At 40.3% G+C, this 16,272-nt stretch carries 14 protein-coding genes and 2 pseudogenes; 7 read left to right on the forward strand and 9 right to left on the reverse strand.

Translation table 11 applies throughout. The features are described from left to right. Positions 1–13: 13 nt before the first annotated feature. The 3 genes and pseudogenes from H6G28_RS10695 to H6G28_RS10700 all read right to left on the reverse strand — a co-directional run. On the reverse strand, positions 14–640 hold the full coding sequence (locus tag H6G28_RS10695; protein ID WP_190595047.1) for a hypothetical protein: 627 nt from the start codon (positions 638–640) through the stop codon (positions 14–16). Positions 641–766: 126 nt separating this feature from the next. Then, positions 767–868, reverse strand: a pseudogene (locus H6G28_RS37765) (IS1/IS1595 family N-terminal zinc-binding domain-containing protein); the annotation flags it as partial. 48 nt (positions 869–916) lie between these two features. Beyond that, a pseudogene (locus tag H6G28_RS10700) lies at positions 917–1,510 on the reverse strand (TetR/AcrR family transcriptional regulator); the annotation flags it as partial. A gap of 131 nt (positions 1,511–1,641) precedes the next feature. Between H6G28_RS10700 and H6G28_RS10705 the strand changes: the two are divergent. The 3 genes from H6G28_RS10705 (at position 1,642) to glmS (ending at position 5,729) form a co-directional block, all read left to right on the forward strand. After that, entirely contained in the window at positions 1,642–2,595 is a 954-nt protein-coding gene (locus H6G28_RS10705; RefSeq protein ID WP_190670643.1) for a Rieske 2Fe-2S domain-containing protein, read from the forward strand. A 299-nt stretch (positions 2,596–2,894) separates the two neighbouring features. Further along, entirely contained in the window at positions 2,895–3,140 is a 246-nt protein-coding gene (gene psaC, locus H6G28_RS10710; RefSeq protein ID WP_190595050.1) for a photosystem I iron-sulfur center protein PsaC, read from the forward strand. 720 nt (positions 3,141–3,860) lie between these two features. Beyond that, the gene (gene glmS, locus H6G28_RS10715; RefSeq protein WP_190670644.1) at positions 3,861–5,729 is read left to right on the forward strand and encodes a glutamine--fructose-6-phosphate transaminase (isomerizing); all 1,869 of its coding nucleotides are present in this window, start codon (positions 3,861–3,863) and stop codon (positions 5,727–5,729) included. Between the two features lie 160 nt (positions 5,730–5,889). On the opposite strand, the gene H6G28_RS36795 is transcribed toward glmS, so the two are convergent. Then, the gene (locus H6G28_RS36795; protein ID WP_242054528.1) at positions 5,890–7,920 is read right to left on the reverse strand and encodes a HEAT repeat domain-containing protein; all 2,031 of its coding nucleotides are present in this window, start codon (positions 7,918–7,920) and stop codon (positions 5,890–5,892) included. A 245-nt stretch (positions 7,921–8,165) separates the two neighbouring features. Beyond that, positions 8,166–9,233: an NACHT domain-containing protein gene (locus H6G28_RS36800; protein ID WP_242054529.1), complete on the reverse strand. Its 1,068-nt coding sequence runs from the start codon at positions 9,231–9,233 to the stop codon at positions 8,166–8,168. 449 nt (positions 9,234–9,682) lie between these two features. Here H6G28_RS36800 and H6G28_RS10725 point away from each other — a divergent pair, with 449 nt between their 5' ends. Next, positions 9,683–9,829, forward strand: a complete 147-nt coding sequence (locus H6G28_RS10725; protein WP_190670645.1) for a hypothetical protein — start codon at positions 9,683–9,685, stop codon at positions 9,827–9,829. A gap of 44 nt (positions 9,830–9,873) precedes the next feature. Here H6G28_RS10725 and H6G28_RS10730 read toward each other — a convergent pair whose 3' ends face one another. Together H6G28_RS10730 and H6G28_RS10735 are read right to left on the reverse strand one after the other, a co-directional pair. After that, positions 9,874–10,335 (reverse strand): DUF4079 domain-containing protein, encoded by a 462-nt coding sequence (locus tag H6G28_RS10730; protein WP_190592430.1) that lies wholly within the window; start codon positions 10,333–10,335, stop codon positions 9,874–9,876. A gap of 143 nt (positions 10,336–10,478) precedes the next feature. Continuing rightward, positions 10,479–10,856 (reverse strand): DUF1830 domain-containing protein, encoded by a 378-nt coding sequence (locus H6G28_RS10735; RefSeq protein WP_190592431.1) that lies wholly within the window; start codon positions 10,854–10,856, stop codon positions 10,479–10,481. A gap of 567 nt (positions 10,857–11,423) precedes the next feature. On the opposite strand from H6G28_RS10735, the gene H6G28_RS10740 reads away from it, so the two are divergent. The 3 genes from H6G28_RS10740 (at position 11,424) to H6G28_RS10750 (ending at position 15,232) form a co-directional block, all read left to right on the forward strand. Continuing rightward, on the forward strand, positions 11,424–12,998 hold the full coding sequence (locus H6G28_RS10740; protein WP_190670646.1) for a photosystem II high light acclimation radical SAM protein: 1,575 nt from the start codon (positions 11,424–11,426) through the stop codon (positions 12,996–12,998). Positions 12,999–13,196: 198 nt separating this feature from the next. Further along, positions 13,197–14,597: a DICT sensory domain-containing protein gene (locus tag H6G28_RS10745; RefSeq protein ID WP_190670647.1), complete on the forward strand. Its 1,401-nt coding sequence runs from the start codon at positions 13,197–13,199 to the stop codon at positions 14,595–14,597. Then, entirely contained in the window at positions 14,594–15,232 is a 639-nt protein-coding gene (locus tag H6G28_RS10750; RefSeq protein WP_190670648.1) for a pentapeptide repeat-containing protein, read from the forward strand. The genes H6G28_RS10745 and H6G28_RS10750 overlap by 4 nt, the downstream gene beginning before the upstream one ends. A 49-nt stretch (positions 15,233–15,281) precedes the next feature. Here the strand turns inward: H6G28_RS10750 and H6G28_RS37345 are convergent, their stop codons facing one another. Further along, on the reverse strand, positions 15,282–15,413 hold the full coding sequence (locus H6G28_RS37345; protein WP_277883226.1) for a hypothetical protein: 132 nt from the start codon (positions 15,411–15,413) through the stop codon (positions 15,282–15,284). A gap of 8 nt (positions 15,414–15,421) precedes the next feature. Continuing rightward, positions 15,422–16,225, reverse strand: a complete 804-nt coding sequence (locus tag H6G28_RS10755; protein ID WP_190670649.1) for an Rpn family recombination-promoting nuclease/putative transposase — start codon at positions 16,223–16,225, stop codon at positions 15,422–15,424. Positions 16,226–16,272: the final 47 nt, after the last annotated feature.

Consider the following 16,272-nt stretch of genomic DNA (forward strand, 5'->3'; position numbering starts at 1 on the left):
GACTGAACTAAAATTAGGATAAGCAGTCCATACGAATAATATCTTCTGGAAAAAGATTTGTAAATTTTAAAACATTTCGTCCGCAAAAATTTATTTCTTCATTTGGTGAATAATCCCAATAAATACTAGGTATGTAGGCATCTCTTTCTGTAACTAATCTATCTACAATAGTACCTCTAGAAATATTATTTACATCAAGGTTTCTCTCAAGTGATTGAAATTCTGCTATCACTCCATTCTCAAAAATATATTTTTCTATCATAATACCTTTACTATATAGTAGGTATTTTGCCGTACTGCTAGTATCACTACCTCTATAATAAATTGCATTGGTTTGTAAGCTCTGAGAGATTATTTGTGCATCTTCTTCCTTAATTAAAACACCAGAAAAATCTAGAAATATTATACTCCAAGGATGACCTAATAATTGAAAAATAAAAATCATATTTTTAGAGATGTTAATACTTTGATTATATACATCCTTTTGCCATATTTTTTTTTGATAAAGCTTCTTAATAATGTCTGCTGTTGGCTCTACAGATTTGTTCACTAACAAAAATAATTGATTAGTATCAATAGTCTCTAACCCTCTCTTGTTTTCTAAATACACTTCGCTAGGACGATTAAAAATAATTTCCATTAATCCACTTTATTTTTAATAGACTTTCTAAATTCCATTCGTCGGGACTAGGTGCAAGATATTCCCTTGTCCCCACACCCATACACCCCATCTCCACAAACAACTTCCTAACTACAAACTCAACCTTTCCAAAAACTGTTTACCACAATCTTTACAGAGATAGCGTTGCTTTCCGTGACGATGCCCATTTTTCGATACGCGGGATGACTGACAATAAGGACATATCATTACTTTCATTACTTGCTGTGGCAGAGTGTATGGTGTTAAATACGCAATTAACAATGTTTTGAGTTCAGCATAAAGGGCTTGACGTTTACTCTCATCCTGTTTCAGTGCATTCAACAGTAAAGCGTTATAAGTTCGATGCACTGTTTCCGATAGGAGTTCACTTTTTTCTACAGTTAAGTCTGGGTTCCACTGGCGAAAAAAGGCGGCGAATTGTTGAATTAGTTGCTTATCAAAGGTTTCGTCAAATAATTTAAATAATTCTGGTGCGACAAAATATTGAATATAGACAACGCGAGGGATGGGATCTGCAAAATATTGGGCGTGGATATCCACTGTAAACTCAATAAACTCAGATAATGACTGATGCTTGTCGTTTGACTGCATAATTTTGCTCAAAATTGCTGTCACCCGTTCCATGTGCATAGCTTCGAGTGCATGAAATATGGCGAGTTTATCGGGAAAAAACTGATACAGCGAACCAATGGCTGTTTCTGCTTTCGCCGCAATTTGATGAGTAGTTGCAGCTTCATAACCCACCTCGGCAAAAACTTCGGCTGCTGCTTTGAGAATTTTTTCAACTCTTTGCTGACTCCGCTTTTGCTTGGGTTGACGGCGCATCAGATCAGGTTTACTCATAGCCATAGTTCTTGACAAACATGAATAATCTGTCGTATTTTGAAGACAAATATGAAAGTTTCGTCACAATTTACTTTAAACCTTGGGAGATTATAGCGATCGCTATAGTCTCACATAACTTTAACTAGGAGGCTTTTATGGCAGTCATTCTCCCTGGCGCACCGTGGTTAATTGCCCACCGTTCCATGCTGGGTATTAACAAGCCTTATAAAGTGGCGCTGAATGGTCAAGATTATGTCCTCTGGCAAAATCAGCAAGGTGAAATTTTCGCCCTAGATAACGTTTGTCCCCATCTGCAAGCACCTTTATCTGATGGCTGGATTTGTCAAGAAAGGAATACAATTGCTTGTCCCTTTCACGCCTTAGAATTTGATGGACAAGGAAGGTTACATCAGTCCGGTCAAATAGGCACTCAACCACTGCTCACGCCCCTAGAATTAATCATCAAAGATGACTGTATTTGGACTTATGCTGGTCATGTTCCAAAAATTCCCGTCCCAGACCTCATCCCAAAAGTGAGTGCAGGTATGAGTTTTGTCGGTGTAGCTGGGGAAAAAAGCATCCGTGGCACTTTTTTAGATAACTTGTTAATTAACTATGACTACAACCATCAAAGCGGCACACACCGCGACTTATTTGGTATTAAAGCTAATCGCGTGCCGGTGTTTGAACATGAAGGATATTGGGTGAAAGTTGTCCAGGAACTAGAGCGCGAGGATAGCACCTGGAATGATATCATCCGCAATCCTGTTGTTTTGACCGCACCTAAAACCTACACTGGCATTTTAGAATATGCGTTTCCCCCACTGCTAACTTTTCGCACCTCTTTTTTACTAGGAGAAATTTTGCAGGTGCATATCTTATATCCCGAAACAGAAACTCACACTAAAACCTTTGTGTTGGTCTTCAGCAAACCCAAACACCCAATTTTGCTACCTTTATTGAGCCGCTCAATGTTGAGTGCAGTCACAACTGTTGTTGAGCAAGATACACGCGCCATTGAAACATCCTATCCTCGTCAAACACCTAAAATTCGCCTACCAAAAGAGGAAATTATGTTTCATGCTCAAAAACTATATCAAGATTGGTAATATGGTAATCCGGTTTGATGTTTGAAATTATCTGTGCGTCCCTACCCTTGACCGTTTTTGTTTACATATCTTTACACCAAGTCTTGAAGGTAGTTAACAAATGAGGGAAACACGTTGCTCTTCTGTAGCTGATTTATAAGGAAACAGAGAAATTTCGCAAATTTTAACTTTAAAACGTGCCTATTACATTGTTTGAAGTTATGTAGCCTTTTACTTACTCTGGATAAGCCACTGCGGTAAACTATGCCTTGATTATGATTCTTTCGCAGAGAAGAGAACTCGAAAGGAGCCTTTTTTCAATGTCTCATACCGTAAAAATCTACGATACCTGTATTGGCTGCACTCAATGTGTTCGCGCCTGCCCTACTGACGTGCTAGAGATGGTGCCCTGGGACGGCTGTAAAGCTGCTCAAATTGCCTCCTCTCCCCGCACAGAAGACTGTGTAGGCTGCAAACGTTGTGAAACTGCCTGCCCCACCGACTTTTTGAGCATCCGGGTTTACCTGGGCGCTGAAACAACTCGCAGCATGGGTCTAGGTTATTGATGCGGAATTTATTCTAAAATTTCTCATCAGACTTTCAATTAAGTGTCTCCATAGCAAGCTTTTTTAGCACTGTAGGGTGGGTTATGCCCACCTTACTAGGGTAAACACTTCAAAAACCATAAACATACCTTAGTGGCAGAAGGAGCAAGTTGCTCCTTTTTTTTGTGAGAACTTAGGTTCAGTTAAGGTGATGAGAGTTGATTTCTCAATTTCTGCTCTACCTATCAGATAATGAACAAGATTTGGGGGATTCTCCCCCACACCCCCGATTGGGGGACGGTTGCGTCCCCCAAGCCCCCTCCAAAATCATTTTTGCGTTTTTTGTGGAGTCATTATTTGTTATTTGTTGGTTTTGTGTTAGTCCACGTAGGAGGTCACTGAGGTTGTCGAAGTGTGGACTTTGCTTGTGTAGTAGCGAATTCTATTCGCCCAATACTTTTCAAACATCCTCTAAAACCTTTTTGGGAATGATGTCTGGCTTCATGAAATTACTGTTGCGATCGCTATTTACTTTGGCTTTTTTGCTACACCAGATTTATTAGAACTACGCACAGGACAAAGCCGCACTCGTAGTTAGGTATAAAACGGACTTGTAATGAGATTAAGTGGGTTAGTTATTTAATTTTGCCTGAGTTTAATGTATTCCTCCTATAGCCATACACCCCTTTTGCCAACATCTATACTGGATTTAATAATCCTAAAACCAAAATGGTGTGAGCAATGTGTGGAATCGTCGGTTATATCGGCACTCAAGCAGCAACAGAAATTTTACTGTCTGGACTGGAAAAACTAGAGTATAGAGGCTACGATTCTGCGGGAATCGCCACAATTTGGGAAGGTGAAGTTAATTGTGTTAGGGCGAAAGGAAAACTACATAACCTACGTTCTAAACTGGAACAGCTAGAAAATCCGGCTCAAATTGGCATTGGTCATACTCGCTGGGCTACTCATGGTAAACCAGAAGAGTACAATGCTCATCCCCATTTGGATACAGCATTACGTATTGCGGTAGTTCAAAATGGCATTGTAGAAAATTACCGCGAGTTGCGGGAAGACTTAAAACAAAAAGGACATGAGTTTCGTTCGGAAACTGATACAGAAGTAATTCCCCATCTGATCGCAGAATTATTAAAAAATCCAGAGTTAAATTTTTTAGATGCAGTTCGTCAAGCGGCTAATCAGCTAGAAGGTGGATTTGCGATCGCAGTTATTTCGGCTGATTATCCCGACGAATTAATTGTAGTGCGTCAACAAGCACCTTTAGTCATTGGATTTGGCCAGGGTGAATTTTTCTGCGCTTCCGATACACCGGCGATCGTTGCTTACACCCGTGCCGTATTACCCTTAGAAAACGGGGAAATTGCCCGCCTCACACCATTAGGCGTGGAAATTTACAACTTTGCTGGCGAGAGGTTGAAAAAACAACCCCGGATGCTTAACTTGAGTCCCACAATGGTCGAAAAGCAGGGATTCAAACACTTCATGCTCAAAGAAATTTATGAGCAGCCAGGAGTGGTAAGAGCTAATTTAGAAGCATATTTTCATAATTCAACTGATGCGTCTGTGTCGCCTATTCACCTCGGCTTGTCTGAATCACTCTACGCAGATTTAGAACAAATTCACATCGTCGCCTGTGGTACAAGTTGGCACGCCGCCTTAGTTGGCAAACACTTATTAGAACAATTAGCAGAAATTCCCACCCAAGTACACTACGCTTCGGAATATCGTTATGCACCATCACCACTAACACCAAATACATTAATTATTGGTGTTACTCAATCTGGTGAAACTGCCGATACCTTAGCAGCTTTAGCAATGGAAAAAGAACGCCGCCAAGGTCAAGAGGCGAAATATCAAGCGCGACTTTTAGGGATTACCAACCGCCCAGAAAGTAGCCTTGGTCATAGTGTTCCTAATATTATTAGTACCTTAGCTGGGATAGAAATTGGCGTAGCAGCAACAAAAACATTTATTGCCCAATTGATGGCGTTTTATGCTTTAGCCTTAGATTTAGCTGCCCGTCGTCAAACAATTCCCAAAGAAACTATCGAGCAAATTATTAACGGACTGCGACAAATTCCTCAAGAAATTGAAGAAACATTGGCAAGTCAAGAACGTTTAACCGAACATTTAGCCCATGAATTTGCTGATACTCAAGATTTCATCTTTTTAGGAAGAGGAATTAACTTCCCCATTGCTTTAGAAGGGGCTTTGAAATTAAAAGAAATTAGCTATATTCACGCCGAAGGTTATCCGGCTGGGGAAATGAAACACGGCCCCATTGCTTTATTAGATGCGAAAGTTCCGGTAGTGGCGATCGCAGTTCCTGGTAGTGTGTATGAAAAGGTGATTTCTAACGCCCAAGAAGCCAAAGCCAGAGATTCCCGATTAATTGGTGTAACACCTGTAAAAGATGGCGAAGCAGCAGAAATTTTTAACGATTTACTCCCCGTTTCATCAGTGGATGAATTACTATCGCCAATACTTACAGTTGTACCTCTACAACTATTGGCTTATCACATCGCCGCCCGTCGCGGTTTAGACGTTGACCAGCCTCGGAATTTAGCAAAATCAGTGACTGTGGAATAAATTAATTCTGGTTTTCTTGAAGTAATATTTGTAGAGTAGATGAGATAATTTCTGGATGTGATTATTATATTACATCCAGAATTATTTTTTTGTCATTGTTTACAGCAATGCTGTCTCTATCTCGCCAGAACTAATTTGTTCAGTGTTAATGTCAGCTTGTCTAGCCACATACCAAATCCCATAGCAAATCAATCCCATCTCCAATATATTTAGAATCTTGGTTTTCATTAATCCATTGAGAAAGATTAATGACTACACTATGAGTTTTTTTGTCGATTTTATTCAGCGCATCTGCGGCTTTAGAACGCACATCAGATTCTGAGTCTTTGAGAAGTTTTATTAAGTCAGGAATTGCGGCTGCTGTACCTATTTGACCTAATGCAAATGCGGCACTAGAACGCACAAGAGATTCTGAGTCTTTGAAAAGTTCTAGTAAGTCAGGAATTGCGGCTGCTGCACCTATTTGACCTAACGCAATTGCAGCACTAGGACACACAATAAATTCTGAGTCTTTGAGAAGTTTTATTAAGTCAGGAATTGCGGCTGCTGCACCTATTTTACCTAACGCAACTGCGGCACTAGAACGCACAAGAGATTCTGAGTCTTTGAGAAGTTCTAGTAAGTCAGGAATTGCTACTTCTGTACCTATGTTACCTAACGCATTTACGGCTCCAAAACGCACAATAAATTCTGAGTCTTTGAGAAGTTTTAGTAAGCCAGGAATTGCGACTGCTGCACCTATTTTACCTAACGCAACTGCGGCTCTAAAACGCACATAAGATTCTGAGTCTTTGAGAAGTTCTAGTAAGTCAGGAATTGCGGCTACTGCACCTATGTTACCTAACGCAACTGCTGCACTAAAACGCACATAAGATTCTGAGTCTTTGAGAAGTTCTAGTAAGTCAGGAATTGCGGCTGTACCGATTTGACCTAATGCTTCTGCGGCACTAGAACGCACATTATATTCTGAGTCTTTGAGAAGTTCTAGTAAATCAGAAATTGCGGCGGCTGCACCCATTTTACCTAACACATTTGCAGCACTAGAACGCACATGAGATTCTGAGTCTTTGAAGAGTTCTAGTAAGCCAGGAATTGCTGCTTCTGCACCTATTTTACCTAACACATTTACGACTCCATAACGCACATGAGATTCTGAGTCTTTGAGAAGCTCTAGTAAGTCAGGAATTGCTGCTTCTGCACCTATTTTACCTAACGCTTCTGCGGCTTTATAACGCACATTAGATTCTAAGTCCTTGAGGAGTTTTAGTAATTTATCAACTGCCGCTTCTTTCTCTCCCAGTACAGCACAATATTGTTGAAACCTTACTTTATCTATTTGTTGTTCTTTTTCTTTTAATAGTTGCAAGGCTTGAGATTGAAAAGCTGTTTCATTCAAACTACATAAAATTTGAAATACTTGTGATTTGATTTGAGAGCTAACTTGCAACGAATCGCTGACTTCAAGATTTGCTAATTTTTTTAAAATTTCTTCAGCCGGAGAATCTTTTGCAGTTTTTAAATTTTTGATATCTTCAGCAAGGCAATTCCCAGCAAATAATAAGTCACGATGCAACCATTGTTCATATTCGCTATTTTTGTTAAGAACTCTTCTAATGGCTGTAGCTGCTTTATTTGGTGCTTGCTGAGTAATTAATAGCAGTAATACCTCTCGCCAATGAGGATCATGGAGATGCTGATCAATATATTGTAAAACAATCTCAAAATCGTCTTGATCATCTGCTTGATAATTAATCTCTCTAGCACACAAATATTCTTGAAAGGTTTTATGCACAAAAGCATAGCAATCTTGACCTTGTTCATTAAGCAGTCCAGTACGTTCCTGAATCAAACTTAAAAAACGTTTGGCTTTTTCCTCTGCTTTATAAAGTTCAATCTCTTTCAAAGATTTGATTTCTCTTTTTAATTGGTCAAGCAAATCTTCACAAGCAATTAGTGTTCCCCCTTCTTTATCTGCTGTACTACCTTGTCCATGAATCCAAAAAGCTATTTTTTGCATCAAAAATAGCAAATCTTCAATATCAATGTCTTGCAAAAAATGGTTGACGTTAATTTCTTTATTAGCATCCCAAGAAGTCAAGAGAGTTTCTACGGCTTTCTCATAAAGTTTGTGACGACCTTTAGGTAAAACTGCTTGATAGCGATGAATCAGAGCAATAATAGTCAACAGCAAAGGGTTACGCGCTAGTAATTTGAGACGCTCATTTTTATTTAATGCTTCTCGTAAAGTTGTTTTACGTCGTTCTGCTTCTGATTTATCCTGAATACGGCTGTCATACCAACAGTTAATAAACTTTTCTATCTTCTCATCATCAAAAGCTAAAAGTTCGTAATGGGCAAACTCTTGAGTATTGAAAAAATCACGTTTATAGCCAGCAGGGCGAGAGGTAATAACTGCAAAATTTTTAGAAAACTGCCCTAATTCTCAATTTTTTGCACTACCTCATATCGTTTATTTTCTTGAGCAATTTCATCTAAGCCATCAAAAAAGATAAAAGTGCGTCCATCTTCTAACCAATATTCAAAAAAACCTACAGGTAAAGTTTTAACACATAGATTTTTTTCAACAAATTGCTTAACATATTCAATAACGCTAGTATTTTCGTGCCTAGCAAAATCTCGTATAGGAATTATCAGAGGTAAATAGTCTGTTGTTGTTGTTATATTCAGTTGTTCAATTTGCTTCTGAGCTATCATCACCACAAAATAACTCAGCAAGGTAGTTTTTCCAGAACCGGGCGCACCTAAAAGCACAAACTTTTGGCAGTTACTTTGACTTAAAATTTGGGAAGCCAACAATTTTCTCCCAGAGGAGTTGCGTAAAGCACGCTGTTTCTGTTCCCAAAGTAATTGTTGCTGACTTTGACTCAAATTGGATGAGAATAACTCTGTTTCTATGCTGGAGTTAAAATTATTTAGATCATTTTGGTTATCTTCCTGCACTTCTGGTAACACAAAAATATTGACTAGCTTCTCTGATTTTTCTACTTCTTGTCCTGGTACAGCAATCCCAGCAAACTTAACATCATCAAACCAATTAATTAATTGCTGACAATAGTTTTCTTTGGCAATCTGAAACCTGATACAATTGTTTGTATTTTGAAAATAAGTTGTAACAAAAATCTCCATCCATGAATGAACATAGTCAATTTTAATTTCTTGCATTTTTGAGTCAGCTAAAGCTGCTTTTTTGAAAACTTCAGCTAAAAACTCTAAATCAGGCCTTCCCTCATCTTTTAATGGTTTCTGTAGTTCTGATAATCCTTGTTCCTTAAAAAAATTACATAAAAATTTTGGTATAAAGTCTGGTGGACAAGAATAAAATAATCTGGTTTCTTGATTACAAGCTTCAATAGTTGCAGTTTTAATCGCCTTATCTAAATCACTAGGGTTAAGTTTGCTGGTAACACCACTTAGCAAAACTTTAGAAACTTCTACTGTGGCAAATTCTCCTAGCCATGCACCAATCATTGCACTAACCATCATTATGGTCTCCAGATAATTGATTTAAATGAATAAAATAAATTCTAAATTGATACTAGCAAGATCAGTATAACTGCGATCGCAGTTATAGTTTAATCTAATTCTTAGCTATAAATAACGATCGCCCTTACCAAAAACTCCCAAAGCGATCGCCTAAATCCCAATTCTCAATTAGGTGCAATTACCTTTGATATAAATACATTGTAAGCAAATGTAAAACTAGCCCTTCCTACTATTAGCTTTTCCATAAATTTTGGCGATTATTTTTTCCCACTGCTCAATCTGATGCTGTATTTGTAATTGGCGATCGCTCAAATCTTGACTATCATCAACTGTCTCTGCTGGGATGGCTGTTTCTCAAGCTTTGAGTACCGTACCTAATTAAATTACTGGTGAAATTAGTGAGAATTCTTTGAGTTGCATTCAACATCGGTACACTTGGGTGACAAACCTTGGTCTACCTGGTTGTGAGCTTAACCGAACCGTATTGGGCGATAACTTACGACAAGCTGCAAGCGTCTACGCTCCAGAGTGAACACAAAGTTTTAAATCTTGATGATGTTGGGTTACGCTTTGCTGCACCCAACCTACGCGGGTAAATGCGATCGCACCCGAAATCAACACAAAATTCCGAGTTTTGGCTTTAGGGTAAATACTTTTGTACAACAGTCCAGCCAGTCCAGGATACCCAAGCAAAGGCGGCGCAGAGAATAATATTGACAGTGATGTGTAAAGTTCTTACCCAAGGTCTGCTGGGGTTAATTTGCGTGGCGCTGACGGCAGATATTAAAACTAAAAATACTACTATTAGCCCCGCAATTAGGTGTGATGAATGTCCTAGTGAACCAAAGTGACCTAATGTGCCGATAATGCCGATCGCCAATAACAATAACACTAAGCTCACCATACTAATGCCCATTGTATAGTGCAGCGATCGCACTCCTCCACGACTCGCAGGAAACCCAGGAAAACTAGGCATAGACTGGGAATTTCTCGCTTGCCACATCAGTATCCCGGTGACAGCTAACATGATATACGCTAACAGCGATAAGCCCATCGACCAAGCGGCGATTTTCCATAGCCAGAGAAAAGAAGGTAGGTGCATAAATTTGGGGGAGTGGGGAATTGGGAACAAATGACAAACAACAAAGGATTGATGACAACCCACCATCACAATAGAAAAGGTTGCTGATATCAGCAACCTTAAATTTTTTTTGATCAAATTTTTTATCTTAATCAAGCTAATGATTAACCAGCGATTGTTAAAGGTTTTGTTGTATCTCCGCTTTTGGTATTAATTGACTGAACTATGGGTTTTTTACTTATAGGGTCGAGGGTAGATGATTCGGTATTAAAATCACTACTGCTTGGTTCTTGAAGTGCAAGGCGATCGCACGGAATGGTATCCGATAAAATGGCACTTGCCATCATCCCCGTATGAATCTCCATGTGAGCTTCTATCGGGGCTTCAAACACGAGGCGCTGCCCAGGAAACACAACCCTTTCAAAGTACCAGTTAGCGATATTAGAGATGCGAGCCACCTGGATTTTGCTCGTAGCATTAATGTAGCAGCAGAGAATTTTTCCCGATTGCTCAGGTGGTAGAGAATCTAGTATTTGAGCCATAACTGCCGAGGAGCTTTACGCCAAACATTGTATATTACACCAGCCCAGACTAACACTGCTGATCCCCAGTTGCTGTAACTCCGACTACCAACTGAAAATTTCTACGTTATTTATATCTAAAGATATGTTCAAGTTATGAAAATTTTATAAAAAAAATCTCTTTTCAAAAAATTATACATTATTAAGGAAAATTTTTAATTGTTGGCTTTGGTAACAATTTTGTCTAAGTTATTAATTAACTTTCCCTAGAGGATACAACCTGGAGATTAAGCTTGTATCTTTCTTTTCATGAGTTTGGCTGGACTTTTATCCCTAAAGAGATAGTGAGGGATCATCGCTTAATGATTAAACTCAATGTTATGGTAAAGATATATGAACAATTTATTCATAAACCAATCTCGCTTGTTTGATGCCAAGCTAATTTAGGCCTTTTCACCATTCCGCACCGGAAAAATGTAAAAGCATAAATTAACTCCCAAGTCAAACTAGATTGTCATAAATAGAACTAAGCAAGCTTCGTTTCCCTCGCTTTCCCAAAAGAATGGCAAGATAAAGGTTAAAACTCTGATGATCGAAAATCGTATTCTCTACGTTCGCCTTCCTTGTAACCCCATTTTTCCCATTGGGGTGGTTTATCTTTGTGATCATGTCCACAAGCTATTCCCGAACATCGAACAGCGCATTTTCGATTTGGGGACAGTTCCCCCTTTAGACTATGCTGCGGCGTTAGATCGCTGTATCGATGAGTTTAAACCCACACTGTTAGTATTTTCTTGGCGGGATATTCAAATTTATGCCCCCGTGGGTGGACGTGGTGGCAACCCGTTGCAAAACGCTTTTGAATTTTATTACGCGAAAAATCCCCTGATTAAATTACGTGGGGCTTTGGGTGGTTTACGCATCTTCATTGCCTACTATGTAGAGTTGTGGCGTAATTTGGGATTAATCAAACGCGGTTTAAAACGCGCCCAAAAATACCATACTGATGCGCGTGCAGTGGTTGGCGGCGGTGCAGTCAGCGTATTTTATGAACAGTTGGGTAAAAGTTTACCTTCCGGCACAATTATTTCTGTGGGCGAAGGGGAAACCTTACTGGAGAAATTCTTGAGTGGGCGAGAAATTAGTGATGAACGTTGTTATGTAGTTGGGGAAGGTCAACCACGCCAGCGCCTAATTCACGAACAACCCACCCCATTACAAAAAACCGCTTGTAACTACGACTACATTGAAAGCGTCTGGCCAGAGTTTAACTATTATCTGCAAGACCAAGACTTTTATATTGGTGTGCAAACCAAGCGCGGTTGTCCGCATAACTGCTGCTATTGTGTTTATACCGTGGTGGAAGGTAAACAAGTACGTATCAATCCTGCTGATGAAGTTGTGGCAGAAATCCGACAACTATATAATCGCGGTGTGCGGAACTTTTGGTTTACCGATGCCCAATTTATCCCAGCGCGGAAATATATCAATGATGCCATTGAATTATTACAGGCGATCGTGGATTCTGGGATGACAGATATTCATTGGGCAGCATACATTAGAGCCGATAATTTAACGCCGGAATTGTGCGACTTAATGGCCAAAACCGGGATGAACTATTTTGAAATTGGCATTACCAGTGGTTCTCAAGAACTGGTACGCAAAATGCGGATGGGTTACAACCTGCGGACTGTCTTACAAAACTGTCGTGATTTAAAAGCAGCTGGGTTTAACGATTTAGTTTCTGTCAATTATTCCTTTAATGTGATTGACGAACGTCCCGAAACTATCCGCCAAACCATCGCCTACCACCGCGAACTAGAACGTATCTTTGGCGCAGATAAAGTCGAACCCGCGATTTTCTTTATCGGACTGCAACCCCACACCCATTTAGAAGAATACGCCTTTAAAGAAGGCATCCTCAAACCAGGGTACAATCCTATGAGCTTGATGCCGTGGACAGCGAAAAAACTGCTGTGGAACCCGGAACCCCTCGGTTCTTTCTTTGGCGAAGTCTGCTTACAAGCTTGGCGACAAAATCCCAATGACTTCGGAAGGGAAGTGATGAAGATTTTAGAAGCAAGGCTAGGTTGTGCTGAATTAGAAACAGCACTTTCCGCACCAATTGAGCCGAAAGAAAAACAATTAGCAGGCATATCATAGAAGACACGTCATATCATGTCCGGCTAATCAGTGGTGATTCGACAAATTTGTGCAGAAACGACAAAACCCTCTCCCTTGCATCCCTACCTCCTGCGGCCTTCATGATAAGTCTTTAACAGGAGACGATATTAATCAAGGGATGGGGTATAAAACAACCTTCCCTATTCCCTATTCCCCACTCCCTACTCCCCACCGCCTATGTTAGAAGGTTCGATTTTACAAAAGCTGGAAAACGCCCATCGCCATAGCACTAGACCAATTAGATTTGGGGTGTATTATAAAAACACTTTAGTTGCTTTGTGTCATGCTCTCGAAGACCACGTTTTAGCTGATCAGGGTCAACCCTTGGTAATTACCGCTTTCCAACGTGGTAAATGGTATTTGCAAGAAGCCGAAAGATATGCAGACATAGCTAAATGTAGTCGGGAAATAGTGATTATGGCATCCCCCGATGCTGGCTTTGCGGAACATCCTACCAGCAAATTACCGAATGTAGACTTGGTAGCATTAGATTCATCTGATCCGGTGGCGCAGGAATGGCATTTAATTATTCTGTCGCCTGAATACACGGCAATGGTACTTTGTCAAGAGTTATCTGAGGCTGATTATGGTGCAGGTGGGCTACCAGATTCTGATTTAGAACGGAAATTCTACGGGTTGTGGACTTTTGAACCAGAGTTAGTGAAGGAAACCGCAGAATTAGCGATCGCGCATATTCAACAATACAACCCAGAACTAGCAGCAAAACTCACAAGTCACAAAGAAGCATTTCAGCCTCGTCTCGCGGCACCAGAAGATTTAAGTACAGTTGTCTCTCGCGTAGTTGATTACCTGCAAACTGGGCAAGAAAGCTTATCTATTCCGACAGCACCGCGTCAACAAGCGTTAGATCGCAACTTAGTTTCTAACGAAATTCAAGCATTTTTGCGGATGGCGCAGTTAATAGATATTGCCGATATCAACAACCCAATGGCAGCAGCAGAAGTTGTCGCCCTGTCCGAAGCAATGGGACAATTGTTAGAACTACCAGCTTGGCAAATCAAAAGATTGCGCTTGGCAGGTTTGTTACATCGCATAGATCCGCTACAAAAAGCTGAAAGCGTACTTACTCCCGGAACATCCAACCGATACCCAGAAGAAGAAGCCCCCAGTTGTCCTTTAACCTGTCCTTTAGTACCAGGCGCACAGGTATTACGCACTATGTCCAGACTGAGGGCTGTGGCTCAAATTATCACTCACCAAACCGAGTGGTGGAATGGTACAGGCGAACCCGCAGGTTTAGCTGGCGATGAAATTCCCCTAGAATCGAGAATTTTGGCATTAGTAGCGGAGTTTCAATGGCGAGTCAATCAAATTAAATCCTCTCATCAAAGTCGGGAAGAAATATTTGCTCAAGCTTTAGACCAATGCCGACAGCAACAATCAACCCGCTTTGACCCTAAACTAATAGATGCCCTAACTTTGTTAGTCATGGGTTTGCAACAAGGACTTGACTTACCCGTGATGACAACCAAAGCCAGCAACGGTATGTGGTTACTAGATACTCGCTGGGATAGTCATAGCAAGAGTAATGAGGAGATTGGTAGTTACCCCAAATGAACATTGAAGCTATTAAGTCAGGAACCCTCAAACAACTGTCAGGGGTAAATTTAGAAGATGAAGAGCTTGATCAACTTGATTTAAGCCGGATTAATTTTGCAGGCGCTACCCTGGTTGGTACTAATTTTCGGGGTTCCAAGCTGGAAGGTGGACATTTAGAAGGAGCCAATTTAATGGGGGCGAACCTGCAAGAAACTGACTTGCGGGCGAACTTGATGGGCGCAAACTTGATGCAAGCCGACTTAAGCAGTGCTGACTTGCGTGGTAGCAATTTACGCGGCGCAAACCTCATGGGCGCAACCCTGAGTGATGTATCATTAGCGGGTGCTTTTTTGAGTGGCGCGAATCTAATGAATGTCAACCTACAAGGCGTTGACTTACGCAGTGCTGACTTGCGTGGTGCTAACTTGAGTGGCGCAAATCTCAAAGGCGCAGACTTAAGCCGTGCTGACTTGCAAGGAACATTGTTAAGTGAGGCAAATCTGGAAGAAGCTGATTTGCGGGGGGCAAATTTAGCGGGGGCAAATCTTACAGGTGCTAACTTGTTATGTGCAGAGCTAGAGGGGGCAAATTTAAGCGGAATTAAGTTAGATAAAGCTTGTTTGGTGGGGACAATTGCTGAATATGGGTTGTAAGGATTTATAGAAGAATTTCAGTCTCACGCATAGGCGCAAACTGTTGTTTCTAGCTAATGGATTGCGTCATTGCTTCCATCCAAATCATCAAGAGCGATCGCCATATCATCAAATATAATTCCACAGAAATTTGACATACTTTTATCACAACATCGGCGAGGAAAGAGACTTTTTTACTCATAACTTGAGCTATTGATTGGGGGAGATTTGCTGCACTACTTGTTGGACTTGTATAATATCTAAGTCTAACGCCTGTGCTATTTGTTCAACAGTCAAACCCAATGCCAAAAACTTAGGTACAGCTTCTAGTTTACCTTCTAGTTTGCCTTCTAGTTTGCCTTCTTCTCTAGCTTCCTGATAAACCCGCGTTTGTTTCAACTCACTTAAACCAAACATTGCTTCTATCTCCTTTTGACTCATTGTCGGAAATTTATAAACTAAAATTGTCTCTATCAATTCTAGTAATTGTTTTTGTGGTAGTTGTAAATTAACGGCTTGCTGGGTGCGGTTAATTAATTCCCTGGCGCTACTAATGGCTATATCTTCCGTTTCAACGATTAATTTTATTGTAGCAATGCCTATGGGTAATGATGTCGTTTCCCCTAGTTCATCTAGGTAAATTATCCTAAGACGTTGACTCTGGAAGAATTCTAAGGAATTTTCTCTGTCTGCTGTATCTATATCTCTACTCGGATAAATCACTACTCCCCGCCAAGGATTTGGACATTTGTTTTGGCGTAAGTATAAGTAGATTTCTGACACTAGGCGGGAGTAAATCTCTACATCTGATTGAAATTGGACTTCTACAAAATAAATTGGACTTTTTTTATCTTCGGTGGGAAGAAATACGCCGTCAATTCTAAATGCTGTTTGTTTGATTTCTACGGAAGCAAATTGATATGAATTGGCAATTTCGGGAGGGTTGCCTATTAGTTCAAAGAAGATACTAGGAAATTCTTGAAAGAGGCGATAAAATATACTGTCTGTTTTCACACCAAGGTTTGAGCAGATTTTTGACTACTGTGATTTTACTATTCTGA

It is taken from the genome of Nostoc sp. FACHB-190 (assembly GCF_014696905.1).
Classification (GTDB): domain Bacteria; phylum Cyanobacteriota; class Cyanobacteriia; order Cyanobacteriales; family Nostocaceae; genus Nostoc_B.

Coding starts and splice junctions, on each gene's coding strand:
- H6G28_RS10695 (WP_190595047.1), bottom strand. CDS start 640: ATGGAAATTATTTTTAATCGTCCTAGCGAAGTGTATTTAGAAAACAAG.
- H6G28_RS10735 (WP_190592431.1), bottom strand. CDS start 10,856: ATGGCTCAAATACTAGATTCTCTACCACCTGAGCAATCGGGAAAAATT.
- H6G28_RS10740 (WP_190670646.1), top strand. CDS start 11,424: ATGATCGAAAATCGTATTCTCTACGTTCGCCTTCCTTGTAACCCCATT.
- H6G28_RS10730 (WP_190592430.1), bottom strand. CDS start 10,335: ATGCACCTACCTTCTTTTCTCTGGCTATGGAAAATCGCCGCTTGGTCG.
- glmS (WP_190670644.1), top strand. CDS start 3,861: ATGTGTGGAATCGTCGGTTATATCGGCACTCAAGCAGCAACAGAAATT.
- psaC (WP_190595050.1), top strand. CDS start 2,895: ATGTCTCATACCGTAAAAATCTACGATACCTGTATTGGCTGCACTCAA.
- H6G28_RS37345 (WP_277883226.1), bottom strand. CDS start 15,413: ATGAGTAAAAAAGTCTCTTTCCTCGCCGATGTTGTGATAAAAGTATGT.
- H6G28_RS10705 (WP_190670643.1), top strand. CDS start 1,642: ATGGCAGTCATTCTCCCTGGCGCACCGTGGTTAATTGCCCACCGTTCC.
- H6G28_RS36800 (WP_242054529.1), bottom strand. CDS start 9,233: ATGATGGTTAGTGCAATGATTGGTGCATGGCTAGGAGAATTTGCCACA.
- H6G28_RS10745 (WP_190670647.1), top strand. CDS start 13,197: ATGTTAGAAGGTTCGATTTTACAAAAGCTGGAAAACGCCCATCGCCAT.
- H6G28_RS10750 (WP_190670648.1), top strand. CDS start 14,594: ATGAACATTGAAGCTATTAAGTCAGGAACCCTCAAACAACTGTCAGGG.